The organism is Paraburkholderia sp. GAS82, from assembly GCF_050436285.1.
Taxonomy (GTDB): Bacteria; Pseudomonadota; Gammaproteobacteria; order Burkholderiales; family Burkholderiaceae; genus Paraburkholderia; species Paraburkholderia phenazinium_B.
The window spans coordinates 525531-541532 of record NZ_JBNDLX010000003.1 but is presented as its reverse complement, the minus strand read 5'-3'; the positions used below and the strand labels follow the sequence as shown (position 1 = coordinate 541532).

Sequence of the window (16002 nt, the reverse complement as noted above, 5' to 3'; positions counted from 1 at the left end):
CTAAAGCGAATACTGCGGTGCTGACCATGAACACGTCAGGCTGCGGAACTGATCTGAACACGGCGAGCCTCTTTGGGGTCGCTGCCGCCCGTGACCGTTTCCGGCTTCTTTAAAATAATATGGTCTTCAGCGATGCCAGCCGACTTCAGCGCATCGCGCACGGCTTCCGCGCGGCTCTTGGCGAGCTTCGCATTGAGCTCGGCCGAACCGGTGGCGTCCGTAAAGCCTGACAGAGTGAACTTGGCATCCGGATGCGCCTTCGCGTAATCCGCAGCCGCCGCGACTGCTGCCTGCGCGTCGCCCGGCAGCGTGCTCTTGCCGGTCTCGAAGTAGACGTTGGCCGGAAGGGCCGCCTGCGGCTGCGATGCTGCTGCGCTATCCGAACCGCTGGAGGCCGGGGCCGCACCTGCTGCGCCTGACGCGGCGTCGCCGCCGGATGCCGCTGCAGCGCCCGATGCTGCGTCGGCGCCGCTAGCGGCGGCTGCACCGCTGGCGCCTGCTGCCGCGCCCGCGAGGTGGTCCCCACCTTCAGGCAGCTTGCCATTGCGCGCATCCGCAACCTGCTTCGGCTGCAGAATGTCGCCTGTATGGTTGCCCCACGAGTTGCGCTCAAACGTGATGACCGATGCGATTTCGACGTCGTTCAGGGTAGGTCCCCACGACGGCATCACGTTCTTGCCCTTCAGCACGATGCTCACGTGTTGGGCAATCGGGCCATTGGCGACCTTGCTGCCGTCGAGCGCCGGGAACGCGCCGCCGCCCTTGCCGGTCGGCTGGTGACAGACCGCGCAGTTCGCCGCATAGACCTTGCCGCCACGCTCCATCAATTCAGCGAGGGTATAGGTCTTGTTCGGATCGTCAGCGCCGGCGGCCATTTTCTTCTGCTGGTCGGCAACCCACTTCGCATAGTCGTCAGCCGAAAGCACTTCGACGACGACCGGCATGAACGCATGTTCCTTGCCGCACAGCTCCGTACAGAAGCCGCGGAAGGTACCAACCTTGTCAGCCTTGAACCACGTATCGCGTACGAAGCCCGGAATCGCATCCTGCTTCACGCCGAAGGCCGGCACGTACCAGGAGTGGACCACGTCGTTGGCGGTGGTGATGATGCGGATCTTCTTGTCGACCGGCACCACGAGCGGGTTGTCGACTTCCTGCAGATAGGTATCGGTCTTGGCCTGTTCGCCGTCGACCTCGGCACGCGGCGTGGTCAACGTGGAGAAGAAGTTGATGCCTTCGCCCGGACCCTTCACGTAGTCGTAGTTCCACTTCCACTGATACCCGGTCACCTTCACGGTGAGGTCGGAGTTGGTGGTGTCCTTCATCGCGATGACCGTCTTGGTGGCGGGCAACGCCATCAGCACGACGATGACAAACGGGACAATCGTCCAGATGATTTCAACGGTGGTGCTTTCGTGGAAATGGGCGGCCTTGTGGCCTTTCGACTTGCGGTGAGCAAAGACCGAATAGAACATCACGCCGAACACGCCAATGAAGATCACCGTACAGAGGATCAGCATGAACGTGTGGAGGTGATAGAGCTCCTCAGCGATAGCGGTTGCAGGCGGCTGGAGGTTGATCTCGTTGACGGCGGGGCCGCCAGGACTGTCACCCACTGCCAGCGCGGCACCGGCAAAGAACATCCCGGTAAGCGCCAGCCCGCCCATCAGGGCTCGCTTGATTGTTTTCATAGATTCCTTACCCAAATTTTCCATTCAAACCCTCGACCCCGCTGGAAGGCTGCCTCGCGCTCCTCCTGAACGGCGCGAGCCTCAATGCGTCTAACAACGCCTGAGCCACATGCGCAATTCACCTGCAAATTGCGCGCGCCGATACTGCGCGAGGTGTTGCCCGATCATGATCGTCTGGCCACGCGAAACCAGTTTGATGTGGTCACGCGGCGTTGCGCCCGGCTCGATCCGCACCCAGCGTGGATTGAATTCGAACTGCGTGACCTGCTCCGCGCTTACCCGCTCGATTACCAGCCGGTTCGGAAACAGCCTGATGCGTTCGTAATCCACAGCATGACGTGCGTAAATTGCAAAAGCGATACCGACCGCCACCAACTCGATGCCGGTGAACGGCAGCACCAGCCAGGCGCCGATCAGATCCAGCATGAAAGCAATCAGCAACGAAAACACCGCAAGCGACACATAGAACCATACGAACTGCCTGGGCGACACCGAACAGTTGCGTTTCATCGTCCAGTCTTTGAGGACCGGTTCCGACTCCACCAGCAGATCAGATGACGCCATCGCTGTCTCCTGCGAGTTGCCTCTTAACCCTGCCTGTTACCGTTGCCTTATACCGCTTCGTACCGCCCTTTCCTGCTGCCCAGCGCCTCGGGCCTGCCGCTGCGGATGTGGGAACTCCGAGCGACAAACTGACGCATTATAGGCGCGTTCTATGGCATCCACAAGCAACGCCCTATCGGCCCGCAAGCCAGTCCCGACAAGCCTCTGCGCCGTTTTGACGCACCTCGGGAAACACTTTTGTCCCGGTAATTTCAGACATAACAGATGTCCTCTTTCCGGTTCAACGATTCTTCGACGGACCCCGGCCAATGTCCTCGAGCCGCACGATCCCGTGACCTTCGGCGGTCATTCGTGGCACGGCCTTCCATGCATGTCCGTATATCACCTCGAACGTCAAGGCAAGCGTGCCGTCCGCCCGCCGGCGCGCTTCCAGCGCCGCCAGCAGGGCCTTGTACAAGCGCCGAGACACCGGCCCGGCACCCATGCCCGGGTAGGCCGCAGCCTCGCGCTCGAACGGATAGGCGCCCCACCGGCGCACATCCGCAAGCAGCGACTGCGGCGATTGATAGGTGATGGTGAGCGTTTCCTGATCCATCACCGGAATCTCGAAGCCGCTTTCCACCAGCATATCGCCCAGATCGTGCATGTCCACGAAATCGATCACATGCTTTGCCGAAGGCACACCGTGCGCCGCCTCCACTTCGGCATAGGCGCCACGCAGTTCCTTGAGTGTATCGGGCCCAAGCGTGCTGAACATTAGCAGCCCCCCTACCTTGAGCACGCGCTGCCATTCGGGAAACACGAGATCGGGCCGCGAATGCCAGTGCAAGGCAAGGTTTGACCAGATGAATTCGAACGCGCCGGGCGTAAAGGGCAGAGCGGAGAAATCGGCCTGGGCGAAGCGCGGGCCGCGCGCGCCGAGCGCCTTGCCGATCGAAGCCGGCAGAAAGCGCCGCCAGCTCGTGTCGCCGGCGTCGTGCGCCAGCGCGCGGGTCAGCATGGCATGGGAAAGATCCGTACCGAACACCGGTGCTTCGGGGAAACGCTCGCGCAAACCAGGCAGGTCGTCGCCCGCGCCACAGCCCGCATCGAGCACGGCGGCCGGACTGACCTTGATGTAATCGAGACGCTCGCGCATCCGCTGGGCAATCTCGCGCGGCAGGAACGCAACCTCGTCGAAAGTGGCGGCGCGGCGATCGAAAATCCGCTGAAGGCGCCGGGAATCATAGGCCGGACGGCCAGATTTTGCGGGAGTTGAGGACATGGGGGTCACGCGGACGAAGAGCCCGAAGTATACTCGCTCGCTCCCTTTCACTCATCGTAACTGGCGTTTCGCGGGCGGCCCATCAATGCAATTCCAGGTGTCGGCTTTTTCACCTTGCGGCCGGGTTGCAAAACTTGCAACCCGGCTGGGATCTTCATGGCCGCGCCTTGTTCATGCCGTTCTGCCGAATCTCTGTGCACTCTGCGGCAATTTGTCGCAGAGTGCACTCTGTAGAGGCTGTGACGAGGCTTATGCGAACGAATCGCGCCTGCGTTGCCTGGTCTGCGCGGTTCCGTTGCCGAGTTCGCGTCGCGGCAGGAACGCCGGTTACCGGTGTGCGGACTGTGTCACCACGGCGCCGCCGTTCGACGCGACGCTCGCGCTCGCCGACTATCGCGCGCCACTCGACTCGCTCGCTGTGGGCCTGAAGTTTCGGGCTCGCCTGCTGCTGGCCGACGAGTTTGCGCAGCGGCTTGCGCGTCTCGCGGGCGATTCGCTAAGCGCCTCCGAATGGCCCGACGTGATCGCGCCGGTCCCGCTTGCGGCGAAGCGCCTCGTCGAACGTGGGTACAACCAGGCATGGCAGATTGCGAAGCCGCTCGCGCGTACGCTTCGGGTGCGCAGCGACGCCACGTTGGTCGCTCGCGTGATCGAAACCGCGCCGCAGTCGCGACTGGATCTGGATGCGCGTCGGCAAAACGTCGGCCGGGCGTTTGAAGTCGCCGCACCGGTGCGCGGCCTGCACGTGGCCGTGGTCGACGATGTCATGACGACCGGCGCCACGCTCGAAGCCCTCGCACACGTGCTGAAGGCCGCCGGGGCGCGGCGCGTAACGAACTTCGTCGCGTTGCGCACACCGAAAAACTAGTTTCCACTGGCTCACATCATGTTCAACGTCGTCCTCGTCGAACCCGAAATTCCACCGAATACCGGTAACGTCATCCGTCTGTGCGCAAATACCGGTGCTCGTCTGCACCTGATCGAACCGCTCGGATTTCCACTCGACGACGCCAAAATGAAGCGCGCCGGGCTCGACTATCACGAGTACGCGCAGATGCATGTGCATGCCAACTGGGCAGCGTTCATCGCCAGCGAAACACCAGACCCGGCGCGGATGTTCGCGTTCACGACCCGCGGTTCGGGCGCGTTTCACGCGCATGCGTTCTTGCCCGGCGACTGGTTCGTGTTCGGTGCGGAAACGCGTGGCCTGCCGGACGGGGTGCTGGAACAGTTCGCCGCCGAACAGCGTGTGCGTCTGCCGATGCGGCCGGGCAATCGCAGTCTGAACCTGTCGAATACCGTGGCCGTGGTGGTATTCGAAGCGTGGCGTCAGGCCGGCTTCGAAGGCGGCGCCTGACGCAACAGCGTTGCCCGCCTGGCCAGTTCGGTTTGGTAGCGGGCGAACATCGCATCGTCGAAACAAGCAAACAGCACACGTTCGATTCCCGGCACGCGCGGCAAGGTCTCGAGCACCGCACCCACGGCAATGCTTACCGCCTCGTCCGCCGGAAAACGGTAGATACCGCAACTAATCGCTGGAAACGCGATGCTTGCGCACTGCGCCTCGCTGGCGAGTTCAAGCGAGCGCCGGTAACACGACGCCAGTCGTTCGGCCTCGCCTCGGCCGCCGCCGTGCCAGACTGGACCGACCGCGTGAATCACATGCCTGGCGGGCAACTGATAACCGGCGGTGATTTTCGCGTCGCCGGTGGCACAACCACCCAGCGTCTCGCATTCGCGCAACAGCGCACGCCCCGCTGCGCGATGAATCGCACCGTCGACGCCCCCGCCGCCCAGCAATGACGTATTAGCCGCATTGACGATCGCGTCGACGGTCAGCGTCGTGATATCGACGACGCGCGCTTCGAGCGAACATTGACCGGATATGAGCATGGAGAACCTCGCCATTCGAAACGCCGATAAGACGTTGACAGCGAAGAGAGGACAACGGTTCAGCGCGATCCGGAACGGGCTATTGGGCCTGAAAGGGCCCGGATCGCCGATCCGCAGAAGGCTGAACCGTTGTTGAGACGAATGTGCTTGCTACGTAAGCCGTTACGCCGGTCAAACCGTGACCGTGACCGCCGTGCCGAACCTACTCGGCTTTGGCGTCCCGCCGCAGCAGCGCGCTTACGGCATCGCGCGGAGCAACACCATCGAATAGCACCGCGCAGACAGCCTCGGTGATGGGCATGTCGATCGAATGAGCCCGCGCAATCGCCAGCACGGCTTGCGCACAGCGCACGCCCTCGGCCACGTGACCGAGTGCGCCGAGGATATCGTCAAGGGTGCGTCCCGCAGCCAGTTGCACGCCGACCGTGCGGTTGCGCGACAGATCGCCGGTGGCCGTCAGAATCAGATCGCCGAGACCCGTGAGACCGGTGAACGTTTCGGCCCGGCCACCGAGCGTTACGCCCAGGCGCGACATTTCGGCCAGACCGCGCGTGATCAGCGCAGCCCGAGCATTAAGGCCAAGACCGAGGCCATCGGCGATCCCCGTAGCAATCGCCAGCACGTTTTTCACCGCACCGCCCACCTCCACGCCCACGAGGTCGTCCCCCGTGTAGATACGCATGGCGCCATGATGAAACGCCGCCACGGTTCGCTCGCGACAGGCAGCCGATGCGCTCGCGATAGTCAATGCGACCGGCAAGCCCTGCCCCACTTCACGCGCAAAGCTGGGCCCGGACAAAACACCATTGCTGCTATGACCGGCCAGCTCAGCTGCGACGACCTGATGCGGCAACAACTGCGTATCGGCCTCGAAGCCCTTGCACAACCAGACCACGTGAGCCGGCACCTTGCCGGCAGCACGCATGGCCTGAAACAGACCGCGCAAACCGGCCACCGGCGTCGCGACGACGCACAACGCGTCGTCAGCCAACGCGTGGCTCAGTGCCGCTTCCAGATCGGCCTCATATCGAAGCCCGGCCGGCAAAGCAACGCCCGCCAGATAGCGGGCGTTTTCCTGGGTTGCAGCAAGCTCGGCGACCAGCGCCGGCTCACGCGCCCACAGCACCGTATCGTGCCGCACCGCCAGATGGCCCGCGAGAGCGGTGCCCCATGCACCAGCGCCGAGAACGGCGACTTTCATACCCGGCACTGCGCGCAACACTTAGTGCGTGACGCCGTTCTGCGCCGCGCCTTCTTGCGTGCCGAGCTGCGCGAGACGTTGCTCGTACAGGGCCTGGAAGTTGATTTCGGCGAGGTGGATCGGCGGGAAACCGGCGCGGGTAATCGCGTCGGCGATGTTCGAACGCAGGTACGGGAACAGGATCGTCGGGCAAGCAATGCCGACCAGCGGATCGATCTGCTCAGCCGGAATGTTGCGGATATCGAAAATGCCAGCCTGCTTGGCTTCGATCAGGAACGCGACCTTGTCCGACACCTTGGCCGTCACGGTGCCGGTGACGAGGATTTCGAACACGGTATCGGCGAGGCGCTCGGCCTTTACGTCCACTTCGACTTCGACCGACGGCATTTCCTGTTCGAGGAAGATGGCCGGCGAATTCGGCTGCTCGAGCGACATGTCCTTCAGGTAGATGCGCTGGATGTTGAAGAACGGCTGGTTATTCTCGTCGGACATGATTGGATATTCCCTGAATATGGTCATTTGCGGCGCGCCATGCTGCCATGGAGCGCCGGGTCGGTGCGTTGCGCGCCGCCCAACCCGGGCGCCGACACAACGGCTTGTTCTGGTGCTGTTTTGCCAGTTCGGCGCGTGAACCCGGCATCAATCCCGCGTGAAGCCGGAATTAACCCGCTGGAATCAACCCGCGCTCAGGCAGCTTCGAGCAGCGGCATCAAGCCGCCCGCGCGATCGAGCGCGGAAAGGTCATCATAGCCGCCCACGTGCGTCTCGCCGATAAACACCTGAGGCACCGTACGACGGCCTGTGCGGCTCATCATCTCTTCACGCCGGGCCGGGTCCTTGTCGATCAGCACCTTTTCGACAATCTCGACGCCGCGCGACTTTAAAAGACGTTCGGCCATCTGGCAATACGGGCACACCTGGGTGCTGTACATGATTACCTTGTTCACTTCGCTGCTCCTTGTTTCACAACCGGCATGCCGGCCTGCTGCCAGGCGTTCAGGCCGCCTTCGAGCACATGGACTTCGGCGTAGCCCGCGTCCTGCACGACGCGTACCGCCTTGTTCGACTGCTGGCCGTTTTGACAGACTAGCAGTACCGGGTTGCTCTTGTTCTTCACGAGCTGGCCAACCTTCGCCTGCAACTCGGCAAACTCGAGATGCCGCGCTGCGGGCAAATGACCGTTCGCGAACTCCGCCGACGGCCGCAGGTCGATGACTACGGCGTTGCGGCGGTTGATCAGCTGGGTGGCAGCGGCTGCGGTCAGGCCGCCGCGGCCCCGGCGGCTGATGGTCGGCCACAGGAGCAACCCACCGGAGATGAGGACGATCGCGATGAGTACAAGGTTTGTGTAATCGGTGAAAAACTTCACGGAAAATCCGCCGAAAAAGAGAGAAATCGGAAAAATCAGAAAGGGGCAATCCGACCATTATAAAATAACCGCCTGACGCGATGGCGACGGCCCATTCGGGCCGCGTGCGCCGCGCTTTACCGCTTCCTTACTACCGACCGGCCATCTTATGTACAAACTCGTTCTCATCCGCCACGGCGAATCGACGTGGAACAAGGAAAACCGCTTCACAGGCTGGGTCGATGTCGACCTGACCGAGCAAGGCAATCGTGAAGCGCAGCAGGCTGGCGTGCTGCTGAAGGAATCGGGCTACACGTTCGATATCGCCTACACGTCCGTCCTCAAGCGCGCGGTCCGCACCCTTTGGCACGTGCAGGACCAGATGGATCTGATGTACCTGCCGGTAGTCCATTCGTGGCGTCTGAACGAACGGCACTACGGCGCGCTGTCGGGTCTGAACAAGGCGGAGACCGCTGCCAGGTTCGGCGACGAGCAGGTGCTGATCTGGCGCCGCAGCTACGACACGCCGCCGCCGGCACTCGACCCGTCCGACGAGCGCACCGCGTATAACGACCCGCGCTACGCCAAGGTACCGCGCGAAGAGTTGCCGCTGACCGAGTGTCTGAAGGACACCGTGGCCCGCGTGATGCCGATCTGGAACGAATCGATCGCGCCGGCCATCAAATCGGGCCGCAAGGTGCTGATCGCCGCGCACGGCAACTCGATCCGGGCGCTCGTGAAGTATCTCGACAACATTTCGGACAATGACATCGTCGGCCTGAACATCCCGAACGGCGTGCCGCTCGTGTATGAGCTGGACGAAAATCTGAAGCCCATCAAGCACTACTATCTGGGCGACCAGGAAGCGATTGCCAAAGCCGCGGCGGCTGTCGCGAAGCAAGGCAAGGCGGGCTAAACCCCGCGAGCGGCGCCGTCTGCGCCGCTCGTTTGGGCTCCTCAACGGCTTCCTGTCGCGTAGGCCTCATTGGCCTCACACGGACCTCCTGATTTGCCCTGGGCATTGGCTGCATAAAGCGCAATACAACGCTGCAGGAAACACGCTGTGTACACTCGCCCGAACCGGCCGGTGTGCGCAGCGCAAGGTACACTGCCGATCCAGGACATCACCGTTCACCCGTTACCGCACATTTCTCTGTTCCCCGGCGTAAATCCCCAGAACCCGGCGCGCCTCGCGCTGTCGAATTGCGATTACTATCGCTGTGCACTGCCTGGGCGGGTGTGTGCAGTTATACTTGTCCGTCCCCATCTCTTTGACGCTGCCACGCGCTTCCGACCGCAACAGACTCTATGCGAAAGAACCTGAAAAATATCGGCCTGATTGCCGCGGGCCTTGCTACCGGCGTTTTTGCAACATTGCAACTTTCCGCCTCGGCCCAGCAACCCGCCAGCAGCGCCGTCGCGCCGCTGCCGCTCGATCAGCTGCGGCTGTTTGCCGAAGTTTTCGGACAGATCAAGCACGAATATGTAGAACCGGTCGATGACAAGAAGCTCCTCACGGCCGCTATCAAGGGCATGGTGTCGAGCCTCGACCCGCACTCGTCGTACCTCGACAAGACCGATTACGAAGAACTGCAGGAACAGACCAAGGGCCGCTTCGCGGGCCTCGGCATTGAGATTTCGGCGGAAGACGGCCTGATCAAGGTGATCTCGCCGATCGAAGACACCCCGGCGTTTCGCGCCGGTATCCGTCCGGGCGACCTGATCACGCGTATCAACGACAAGCCGGTGCGCGGCATGACGCTCGACCAGGCCGTCAAGCAGATGCGCGGCGATCCGGGCACCAAGGTTACGCTCACGATCTTCCGCAAGACCGATGACCGCACGTTCCCGCTCACGGTCACGCGCGCCATCATCAAGGTGCAGAGCGTGAAGATGAAGATCCTGGCGCCGGGTTATGCATACATCCGCATCACCAGCTTCCAGGAACGCACCACACCTGACCTGGCCGAAAAGCTGCAGGAAATCGCACGCCAGCAGCCGAACCTGAAGGGCCTCGTGCTCGACCTGCGCAACAACGGCGGCGGTCTGCTGCAAAGCGCGGTCGGCGTGGCTGGCGCCTTCCTGCCGCCGGATTCGGTGGTGGTCTCGACCAACGGGCAGATCCCGGATTCGAAGCAGGTCTACCGCGATACCTACGATAACTACCGTCTGCCGTCGTTTGACAGCGACCCGCTGAAGGACGAAGCGCCGATCTTCAAGACCGTGCCGATGATCGTGCTGACCAACGCCTACTCGGCGTCGGCATCGGAAATCGTTGCCGGTGCGCTGCAGGATCAGCATCGTGCGCTGATCGTCGGCAAGACGACCTTCGGCAAGGGTTCGGTGCAAACGGTGCGTCCGATGACCGCCGACACCGCGCTGCGCCTGACCACGGCGTACTACTACACGCCGAGCGGCCGTTCGATCCAGAACAAGGGTATCCGCCCGGACGTTGCGGTTGACCAGTACGCGGACGGCGATCCGGACGACGCACTCGTGACACGCGAAGTGGACTATTCGAACCACCTGGCAAACACGCAGGATCCGGACGAGAAGAAGGAACAGGAACAGCGCGAGCAGGATCGCATGGACCAGTTGCGCGCGCTTGAAGAGCAGAACGACAAGAAGACGCCGGAACAACGCCAGAAGGACCGCGACCGCAAGCCGGTCGAGTTCGGTTCGGCCGACGACTTCATGCTGCAACAAGGCCTGAACAAGCTGGAAGGCAAGCCGGTGCAGGAATCGAAGTCGCTCTCCGAACGCCGTCTCGCGCAGAACAAGCCGGAGCAATCCGCTTCGGCGCCGGTGGCGGTCAAGCCGACCACTCCGGTTCCAGGCATGGGTGCATCGGCGAGCACGCCGGCTTCCGCGCCGGCTCCGGCATCGCAAGCCAACTAAGCACCAAGTTTCACCTAAGGGTCTTCGCAGCGCGACACGTTGCGAAGACCCTTTTGTCCAGCGCGATTAGAATCAACAGAACGAATGCTCGCGCAGCAGGCAACGCCTGACCTGGAATGCGGCTGGCCTGTTTGCCGCCTCCGCGCGACACACCTCGGCGCCCCGCCATGAACGACGATCAACTTCTCCGCTATTCACGCCATATTCTTGTCGACGAACTCGGTATCGAGGCGCAACAGCGCTTTCTCGATGCACATGCGATCGTCATCGGCGCGGGAGGGCTGGGCTCGCCAGCGGCGATGTATCTGGCCGCAGCGGGCGTGGGCAAGCTGACGCTTGTCGATGCCGATACCGTCGATCTCACCAACCTGCAGCGCCAGATTCTGCACGTGACGGCTTCGGTAGGTCGCAGCAAGGTCGAGTCCGGGCGCGACGCGCTCGCCCAACTCAATCCTGATGTGATAGTGGATGCAGTCGCGCAACGCGTCGACGATGCGTGGCTCGACGCAGCGGTACCGCACGCTACGGTTGTGCTCGATTGCACCGATAACTTCGCGACGCGCCACGCCATCAATCGCGCGTGCTTTGCGCACCGGGTGCCGCTCGTGTCGGGCGCTGCACTGCGCTTCGATGGGCAGATCAGCACGTTCGACTTCCGCGACGCCGCCTCGCCCTGCTATGCGTGCGTGTTCCCGGAGGACCAGCCGTTCGAAGAAGTGGCCTGTTCGACCATGGGCGTATTTGCGCCGACAGTGGGGATCATCGGCGCGATGCAGGCCGCCGAAGCATTGCGTGTGATTGCGGGAATCGGCACACCGCTCGTCGGCCGCCTGATGATGCTCGATTCGCTGCGAATGGAGTGGAACACGATGCGCATCGCGCGCCAGCCGGATTGCCCGGTCTGCGGCCACGCGCATCGTCCGTCGTAGAGTTAAGCCCAGTCGATCAGTGCTTCCCCGCGCGTGCAAGCGCGAAGTGCACGCCTGCGCACGCGGCGAGGAACCAAGCTCACACCGCCGCGACCCGCTTCAAGGCAGCCTGCACCTCTTCCGGCTCGAACGAAGCCAGCACATCCGCTACCGGCTTCTCCAGACTCTTCACGTGCGAGCGCAGGATCTCCTGCTTCACGACCAGCAACTGGCTCGGATGCATCGAAAACTCGGTGAGGCCCATACCGAGCAATAGACGCGTCAGCGCCGGATCGCCTGCCATCTCACCGCACACCGACACCGGCACACCCGCGCGCTTCGCTTCGCGCAGCGTGAAGGCGATCAGATGCAGCACGGCCGGATGCAGCGGGTCATACAGATGCGCCACCGCGTTGTCCGCGCGGTCGATTGCCAGCGTGTACTGGATCAGATCGTTCGTGCCGATCGACAGAAAATCGAGCCGCTTCAAAAACAGTGGCAACGCGATCGCCGCGGCAGGAATCTCGATCATCGCGCCGACCTGCACGTTCGGATCGTAGGCAAGACCCGCGTCGTCGAGCTGACGTTTGGCCTCGCGAATCAGATCGAGCGTCTGGTCGATCTCCTGCGCATGCGCAAGCATCGGAATCAGGATCTTCACTGTGCCGAACACCGACGCTCGCAGGATGGCGCGCAACTGCGTGAGGAACATCTGTGGCTCGGACAGGCTCCAGCGGATCGCACGCAGCCCCAGCGCCGGGTTGGCGGCGGTTTCATAGCCATCGCCACCGCTCATAGAATCGAGCGGCTTGTCAGCCCCCACGTCGATCGTGCGGATCGTCACCGGCAGCCCGTTCATCAGCTCCACCGCGCGGCGATAGGCGGCAAACTGCTCCTCTTCGGCCGGCAGCTTGTCCTTGTGATTCATGAACAGGAACTCGGTGCGGAACAGGCCGATACCCATTGCACCCGCATCCACCGCCGCTTTCGCATCGTCGGGCAGTTCGATGTTCGCACACAGTTCGATGCGCGTGCCGCAGAGCGTCTGCGTGGGAGAGAACTTCAGACGCTGCAGCTTGCGCTGCTCGAGCGCCTTCTCGCTTTGCCGGTAGGAATACTCCTCGAGCACGATCGGCGCGGGATCGACGATCACGATGCCATGATCCCCGTCGACGATGATCAGATCGTCCTGACGGATCAGCGCGCTGGCGTGTTGCACGCCGACCGCAGCCGGAATGCCGAGGCTGCGCGCAACAATCGCCGTATGCGAGGTACGGCCGCCCAGATCCGTCACGAAGCCCTGAAACGTTTGCGTTTTGAACTGCATCATGTCGGCCGGCGCAATGTCATGCGCGACCACGATCATTTCGTCGCATGTGCCGTGCACGTTGTCGACCAGACTCGCCGCCGTTGCCCCAGCCAGCGCCTTCAGCACGCGTTCGACTACCTGCTGGATATCGGCTTTCCGCTCGCGCAGGTATTCGTCTTCGATGTCGTCGAAGTGGCGTGACAGGCGCTCCAGCTGCTCGGTGAGCGCCCATTCCACGTTATAGCGGCGCGTGCGGATCAGATCGATGGTTTCCTGGACGAGCATCGCATCGTTCAGGATCATTGAATGAACGTTGATAAACGCGCCCATCTCGCTCGGCGCATCCGCCGCGAGATCGTTGCGCAATATATCGAGCTCCTGATGAACGAGTTGCTGGGCCGAGCGGAAACGCTCGACCTCGCCTTCGATCTGGGCGGGCTCGACTAAATAGTGGTCGACGTCGAGTGCAGCCGGGGCGATCAGATAAGCCCGCCCGATGGCGATACCGCGTGACACGGGAATTCCATGCAGCGTGAACGACACGCGCACCTCCTCTAGTTGTGTGATGCCGCGGTAGACCGCTGCAATGCTCTCAGACCTTGCACGTCATTATAAATTCCGCAGCTTACTGGCGCCTGCCTGGTCAGTGTGCAGCGCAACACGCTGTGTTACCGCGTCGATTGTGACGCGTTAAAAAAAACGCCGCGGAAAACCGCGGCGTGACGACCCAAATAATCTGTAAACGCGCCGCGTTACTGACCTTCGCCAAATTTATCAGCGATCAGTTTCAGTAGTGCGTCCATCGCTTCCTTTTCGTCTGAGCCTTCGGTTTCGATCAGCACCGTGCTGCCGATGCCCGCGGCCAGCATCATCACTCCCATGATGCTTTTCGCGTTGATGCGCCGCCCGTTGCGGCTCATCCAGATTTCCGCCTGGAAGTTACCCGCGAGTTGCGTCAGTTTGGCCGACGCGCGCGCGTGCAGCCCCAGCTTGTTCACGATAGTCGTTTCCTGTTGCAGCATGTAATGGTCCGAAGCGCGGGTAATGATGTTTATGAAAGATGAAACCGAAACCGTTACAGGCTCGTCGTGCCCTGCTTGTGGGTGAGATCGCTCTCCGGCAGCATGGCAGGCACGCAATCGCCCATCACAGGCGGCGCGCACACCGGCGCGGGCGTGCCCGCGGCGATTGTCTGGACGCCTTTGGTCGCTCCGGACAGCGCCTTGTCGACCAGCGTGTCGAGCGGCGTGGCGCGATAGCAGACCGCGCGCAGCAGCATCGGCAGATTCACGCCGGCCAGTACGCGCACATCGGGCAGCGACGCGAGCCGCGCGGCGATATTGGAAGGCGTCGCGCCGAACATATCGGTCAACACCAGGGCGCCGTTCTCTTCCCTGAGCCGATCGATCTCGGAGTGCGCGAATGCCACGACCTCCACAGGATCGCAGTCCGGTGAGACGTCGATGACGCCGATGCGGGCCGGTAAGCCCCCGTAAACGTGTGCGATACAGTCCCTGAGCGCCGTTGCGAGAGGGGCGTGCGCAATGATCAGAATGCCTGCCATGTCAGCCTTGCTGCAAAAAACGGCCCTGAACCGTGGCCCGGGTTTTAACCCGGTCGTCACGCCCTCGACCGGCCGATGGTCTGAGGGTCGGATCCGCGTTCCGCGCTGCCTACCTGCCAGGCCGAGACGGCCCCGCAGCGAACGAGCGCTTCATGCCCGCGCGAAACCTGAGGTTTCGGGCGGCGCGCCTGCCGGCGATCCTAACCGACGCGGGCCGCCGCTAAAGAGCGGGCATTGTAGCAGGCTCATTTTCGCGCTTCCGCCACTTGTTCGCTCGACGCCGCCCTGACAGACCACCTGGGCAACCCGTCAGGGCGACTGCGTTATCCTACCGCCCGCTCGAGCGCGTCGATGAACATTCCGGCGACGTCGAAACCGGTCTGATCCATGATTTCGCGAAAGCACGTCGGGCTCGTCACGTTCACTTCGGTGAGCCAATCACCAATTGCGTCTAGGCCCACCAGCAGCAGACCGCGCTCCGCTAGCACCGGCGCCAGCGTCTCCGCAATCTTGCGATCGTGCTCGGTCAGCGGTTGCGCCACGCCGAGCCCACCCGCGGCAAGATTGCCGCGCACCTCATTGCCCTGAGGAATGCGCGCGAGCGAATACGGCACCGGTTGGCCGCCGATCAGCAGAATGCGCTTGTCGCCGTCCTTGATCTCGGGGATGAATTTCTGCGCCATCACCGAACGCGCGCCGTCGTGGCTCAGCATCTCGATGATCGAACCGAGGTTCATGCCATCCGCTTTCACGCGAAACACGCCCATGCCACCCATGCCGTCCAGCGGCTTCAGAATCACATCGCCATGCTCCGCGTGAAACGCGCGCAATCTTGCGGCGTCGCGCGTCACGAGCGTTGGCGCCACGAACTGCGGGAATTCGCCGATCGCGAGCTTTTCCGAATGATCCCGAATCGCCTGCGGCTTATTGAAGATGCGGGCGCCGCTGCGTTCTGCAAGCTCCAGCAGCCACGTGGACGTCACGTATTCCATGTCGAACGGCGGGTCTTTGCGCATCACCACAGCGGCAAAGCTTTTCAGCGAGCGCGCGGCAGCGGCATCGGCGGCATACCAGGTCTCGCGATGACCATCGGATTCGTCGCCGACAATCGCAAAGCGCCGCGCATTCGCCTCGACGTCTGCACCAGTCCACGCGAGATGCTTCGGCTCGCAGGTGTAGAGCGTGTGACCGCGCCGGGCCGCCTCGGCCATCATCGCGTAGGTCGAATCCTTGTAGATCTTGAAGTGATCCAGCGGGTCGGCGATAAAGAGAATGTCCATGGAAGTCCTGATGCGCACTGATGGGCTTGGCATTATGCGTTAAACAAAGGGCGGCGGCATGAAGCGCGCCGCCCGTCGGTCC

At 62.6% G+C, this 16002-nt stretch carries 17 protein-coding genes; 5 read left to right on the top strand and 12 right to left on the bottom strand.

Annotation, left to right across the window (positions count from 1 at the left end; all coding sequences use genetic code 11):
- Nucleotides 1–35: 35 nt before the first annotated feature.
- The 3 genes from coxB to P3T17_RS12760 form a co-directional block, all read right to left on the bottom strand.
- Nucleotides 36–1715, bottom strand: a complete 1680-nt coding sequence (gene coxB, locus P3T17_RS12770) for a cytochrome c oxidase subunit II (protein ID WP_429407026.1) — start codon at nucleotides 1713–1715, stop codon at nucleotides 36–38.
- 66 nt (nucleotides 1716–1781) lie between these two features.
- Entirely contained in the window at nucleotides 1782–2255 is a 474-nt protein-coding gene (locus tag P3T17_RS12765) for a DUF2244 domain-containing protein (protein ID WP_074263260.1), read from the bottom strand.
- A 280-nt stretch (nucleotides 2256–2535) separates the two neighbouring features.
- Complete coding sequence (locus P3T17_RS12760) at nucleotides 2536–3519, bottom strand: methyltransferase domain-containing protein (RefSeq protein ID WP_429286749.1); 984 nt, start codon at nucleotides 3517–3519, stop codon at nucleotides 2536–2538.
- A gap of 85 nt (nucleotides 3520–3604) precedes the next feature.
- On the opposite strand from P3T17_RS12760, the gene P3T17_RS12755 reads away from it, so the two are divergent.
- The gene (locus P3T17_RS12755) at nucleotides 3605–4387 is read left to right on the top strand and encodes a phosphoribosyltransferase family protein (RefSeq protein WP_429407024.1); all 783 of its coding nucleotides are present in this window, start codon (nucleotides 3605–3607) and stop codon (nucleotides 4385–4387) included.
- Between the two features lie 18 nt (nucleotides 4388–4405).
- Complete coding sequence (gene trmL / locus P3T17_RS12750; RefSeq protein ID WP_074263257.1) at nucleotides 4406–4876, top strand: tRNA (uridine(34)/cytosine(34)/5-carboxymethylaminomethyluridine(34)-2'-O)-methyltransferase TrmL; 471 nt, start codon at nucleotides 4406–4408, stop codon at nucleotides 4874–4876.
- Here trmL and P3T17_RS12745 read toward each other — a convergent pair.
- The 5 genes from P3T17_RS12745 to P3T17_RS12725 form a co-directional block, all read right to left on the bottom strand.
- Complete coding sequence (locus tag P3T17_RS12745) at nucleotides 4849–5412, bottom strand: O-acetyl-ADP-ribose deacetylase (RefSeq protein ID WP_429407212.1); 564 nt, start codon at nucleotides 5410–5412, stop codon at nucleotides 4849–4851. The genes trmL and P3T17_RS12745 overlap by 28 nt on opposite strands.
- A gap of 202 nt (nucleotides 5413–5614) precedes the next feature.
- A complete protein-coding gene (locus P3T17_RS12740; protein WP_074265918.1) occupies nucleotides 5615–6613 on the bottom strand; it encodes an NAD(P)H-dependent glycerol-3-phosphate dehydrogenase in 999 nt (332 codons plus the stop codon).
- A gap of 21 nt (nucleotides 6614–6634) precedes the next feature.
- Nucleotides 6635–7105 carry a protein-export chaperone SecB gene (secB, locus tag P3T17_RS12735; protein ID WP_074263255.1) on the bottom strand — a complete coding sequence of 157 codons (471 nt, stop codon included), beginning with the start codon at nucleotides 7103–7105 and terminating at the stop codon, nucleotides 6635–6637.
- A gap of 194 nt (nucleotides 7106–7299) precedes the next feature.
- On the bottom strand, nucleotides 7300–7560 hold the full coding sequence (grxC, locus tag P3T17_RS12730) for a glutaredoxin 3 (RefSeq protein WP_074263254.1): 261 nt from the start codon (nucleotides 7558–7560) through the stop codon (nucleotides 7300–7302).
- Entirely contained in the window at nucleotides 7557–7982 is a 426-nt protein-coding gene (locus P3T17_RS12725; protein ID WP_074263253.1) for a rhodanese-like domain-containing protein, read from the bottom strand. Before P3T17_RS12725 ends, grxC begins: the two co-directional genes overlap by 4 nt.
- Nucleotides 7983–8130: 148 nt before the next feature.
- Here P3T17_RS12725 and gpmA point away from each other — a divergent pair, with 148 nt between their 5' ends.
- The 3 genes from gpmA to P3T17_RS12710 all read left to right on the top strand — a co-directional run bounded on the left by gpmA (nucleotide 8131) and on the right by P3T17_RS12710 (nucleotide 11788).
- Nucleotides 8131–8877 (top strand): 2,3-diphosphoglycerate-dependent phosphoglycerate mutase, encoded by a 747-nt coding sequence (gene gpmA, locus P3T17_RS12720; RefSeq protein ID WP_074263252.1) that lies wholly within the window; start codon nucleotides 8131–8133, stop codon nucleotides 8875–8877.
- A gap of 392 nt (nucleotides 8878–9269) precedes the next feature.
- Complete coding sequence (locus tag P3T17_RS12715; protein WP_074263251.1) at nucleotides 9270–10859, top strand: S41 family peptidase; 1590 nt, start codon at nucleotides 9270–9272, stop codon at nucleotides 10857–10859.
- A gap of 167 nt (nucleotides 10860–11026) precedes the next feature.
- A complete protein-coding gene (locus P3T17_RS12710) occupies nucleotides 11027–11788 on the top strand; it encodes a HesA/MoeB/ThiF family protein (RefSeq protein ID WP_429407021.1) in 762 nt (253 codons plus the stop codon).
- A gap of 79 nt (nucleotides 11789–11867) precedes the next feature.
- Here P3T17_RS12710 and ptsP read toward each other — a convergent pair whose 3' ends face one another.
- The 4 genes from ptsP to gshB all read right to left on the bottom strand — a co-directional run bounded on the left by ptsP (nucleotide 11868) and on the right by gshB (nucleotide 15920).
- Nucleotides 11868–13619, bottom strand: coding sequence for a phosphoenolpyruvate--protein phosphotransferase (gene ptsP / locus P3T17_RS12705; protein ID WP_074263249.1), 1752 nt, complete (start codon nucleotides 13617–13619; stop codon nucleotides 11868–11870).
- 209 nt (nucleotides 13620–13828) lie between these two features.
- Nucleotides 13829–14098 carry an HPr family phosphocarrier protein gene (locus P3T17_RS12700; protein WP_074263248.1) on the bottom strand — a complete coding sequence of 90 codons (270 nt, stop codon included), beginning with the start codon at nucleotides 14096–14098 and terminating at the stop codon, nucleotides 13829–13831.
- Nucleotides 14099–14151: 53 nt separating this feature from the next.
- Nucleotides 14152–14640, bottom strand: coding sequence for a PTS sugar transporter subunit IIA (locus P3T17_RS12695; RefSeq protein ID WP_429407018.1), 489 nt, complete (start codon nucleotides 14638–14640; stop codon nucleotides 14152–14154).
- Between the two features lie 323 nt (nucleotides 14641–14963).
- On the bottom strand, nucleotides 14964–15920 hold the full coding sequence (gene gshB, locus P3T17_RS12690) for a glutathione synthase (protein WP_429286743.1): 957 nt from the start codon (nucleotides 15918–15920) through the stop codon (nucleotides 14964–14966).
- Nucleotides 15921–16002: the final 82 nt, after the last annotated feature.